This window comes from Fusibacter sp., from assembly GCF_057447755.1.
The window spans coordinates 1-2,652 of sequence record NZ_JBVBZF010000416.1; the positions used below are offsets into that span (position 1 = coordinate 1).

At 39.2% G+C, this 2,652-nt stretch carries 3 protein-coding genes and 1 pseudogene; all 4 read left to right on the top strand.

Going from position 1 to position 2,652, the window contains the following annotated elements; all coding sequences use genetic code 11:
* Window positions 1-343, top strand: a pseudogene (locus AC220I_RS21040) (B12-binding domain-containing radical SAM protein); the annotation flags it as partial.
* A gap of 71 nt (window positions 344-414) precedes the next feature.
* On the top strand, window positions 415-543 hold the full coding sequence (locus tag AC220I_RS21045; protein WP_486725833.1) for a hypothetical protein: 129 nt from the start codon (window positions 415-417) through the stop codon (window positions 541-543).
* A gap of 8 nt (window positions 544-551) precedes the next feature.
* Complete coding sequence (locus AC220I_RS21050) at window positions 552-1,922, top strand: B12-binding domain-containing radical SAM protein (protein ID WP_486725834.1); 1,371 nt, start codon at window positions 552-554, stop codon at window positions 1,920-1,922.
* Window positions 1,923-2,020: 98 nt separating this feature from the next.
* Window positions 2,021-2,652, top strand: a 632-nt coding sequence (locus AC220I_RS21055; protein WP_486725835.1) for an HAD-IC family P-type ATPase, incomplete at its 3' end; no start/stop codon positions are given.

A 2,652-nucleotide genomic window follows, 5' to 3' on the forward strand; every position in this document is an offset into this window, starting at 1 on the left:
AGAGCAGAACAAAATATGCGTTCCTCGTTTTTATATTTTGACCCCCATACCGGGCACAAAATTTTTTAAAGAAATGATGGCAGAAGGTAGAATTTTATCGGATAATATCTATTCCTTTGATGGTTGCAAGGCAGAGCACTTGCCGAGAAACATGTCTCCTGAAGCACTGACCAAGGCCTATTGGGAACTCTATAATGCCCTCTTCTCTTATAAGTCCATCATAAAAAGGACGATTTTGAGAAGGGATTTCTTTAAGAGACCCCTCAACTATTTGTTTTATACAGGTGTCAACCTGTTTTATAGGCGCCATATTAAAAAGGGGATCACACCCAATATTTTTTAAAGAGAATAAAAATAAAGAGAATAAAATCAAAGAAAATAAAATTAAAGAAAATAAGATTAAAGATAACATAATTGAAGATAGCAGAGTTTGAAGACAACTTTGAAGACAACTTTGAAGACAACTTTGAAGATTACTTTGAAGACAACTTTGAAGATTGCTTTGAAGTCAAATTTGAAGACTACTTTCATGAGATAAGTTAGGAGCTTTTATGAGAATATTATTGGTTAGACCCCCGAGAATAAAACAAGCAGTTACCCTAAGTGATTTTATGTTTTCCGAACCCTTGGGTCTTGAAATGCTCTATGCTTTACTTTCAGATGAGCATGACGTTGAGATTTTTGATATGATGTGCGACCCAGAGCCACTCGCTGAAAAATTGAATGGCTTCAAGCCAGAAGCAGTTGCCATTACAAGTCTCTGTATAGATGTCTTTGCTGTGATCAAAATCGCAGAAGGCGTAAAGGCATATGATCATTCAGTCCATACCCTTGTGGGTGGCACCCAGGCCTTGCTCAACCCATCTGCCTTTTTTCATGAATCCGTGGATTATGTCTTTAAGTTCACCACCACACAAAATGTCAAAGCCTTTTATGAAAATATTTCTAAGGGCCTTTTAGCGTTTTCACTTGAGGGTGTACTGGCTAGACGACTTGATTATGCGGGACATGACCTAAAAGGCGTCAATGAATACATAATACCAGATCGAAGATCCACTGAGAAATACAGAATGCATTACTCTTACTTTGGGTATAAGCCTGCTGCGATTATGCAAATTTCACAGGGCTGTAGCAAGGCCTGTATGTTTTGTTTGCGGTGGCGGATAGAAGGGCATGAGGAGGTTGACTTTGATCTTGAATCTGTTAAGCGAGATTTGCTTGGTATAGAGGAAGAGACCATCATGCTCTATGACAACGATATTATGGGGTCGGAAAAACGAATTGTCGAATTCTTGGATTTGGTTGAAGCACTTAATTTAAAAAAGAACTTCATCGCATATGCATCAGTGGATGGCATCCTTAAAAATGTGGCATCTTTAAAAAGGTTCAAAGCACTAGGATTAAAGGCCTTGCTTGTGGGCTATGAGACCTTTAGTGAAGCTGAAATGGTCTATTATACTAAAAAGGCAACCACTGAAGATAACAGGGCAGTGGCTCAACTCCTCAAAGAGAACGGCGTAGATGTTTGGGCATCATTTATGGCCCATCCAGATTGGACTGTGGGGGATTTCAAAGCTTTTAGGAAGTATGTCAAGGGGCTTTCGCCTCAAATTTCAAGTGTCAGTCCGCTCACACCCTTTCCCAACTTGCCCCTTTATAAGGCATACAAGGAAAGACTTATTTTCAGTCCTGAGGATTATGAAAAATGGAGCTTCGGTCAAGTGTCCATTAGACCAGGGAATATGACCTTGAGACGCTATTATTATCAGATGCTCTTAACGAATTTGTACATTAACCTCAGTCTCAATCAGTCCACAGAAATGTTAAAGCGATTTGGCCTTAAGAATATGACAAGACTGTGTGTGGGCTCCTTTAAGGCATCTGTACGGTATATTAGGTTAATGGTAAATGCCAATAGCTAGTTTTGAACGGTGTAAAATATAAAGCCTACAAAGGGCATATGTCAGACGAGATATTGATTTTTATAACAAAGCAGTAAATCTGTACCTTAGGAGGCAGAATGGAAACAAAATACTATAATAAAACGATAGAAGAAATTAAAAAATTATTGAATACGACCCCAGAAACCGGATTGAATCAAGAGGGTGTAAAGTACGCGAGAGAAAAGTTTGGAAAGAATGCTTTAAAGGAAAAAAAAGCCAAAACCATTTGGAAAATGATTTTTGAGCAAATTAACGATTTTATGATCCTTATTCTGATTGTTGCCGCGGCATTATCCATAGTGGCAGGTGAAGTCGTTGATGGGGTTGTTATCTTAGGGATCGTGGTCTTAAATGCTCTTCTTGGCATTACCCAAGAAAGGAAGGCCAATGATTCATTGGCAGCCTTAAAACGAATGGCAGCCCCAAAGGCAAAAGTCATAAGAGAGGGAAATATCAGTCTAGTTGATGCTGTAGACCTTGTACCAGGTGATGTGGTTGAGGTAGAGTCTGGTGATTATGTTCCAGCAGATTTAGTCCTCTTTGAGTCTATAAATCTGAAAATAGATGAATCGGCACTTACAGGTGAGTCTATGGCAGTTGACAAGCAACAAGGACTTATTGAGCTGGATGCGAGTATTGGCGACCGAAGTAATAGTGCCTTTATGAGTACAATTGTTACATATGGTCGTGGCAAAGGGATTGTTGTTGC

Excerpts from the sequence above, each read along its gene's own strand:
- AC220I_RS21050 (WP_486725834.1), top strand. The coding sequence starts at position 552 with ATGAGAATATTATTGGTTAGACCCCCGAGAATAAAACAAGCAGTTACC.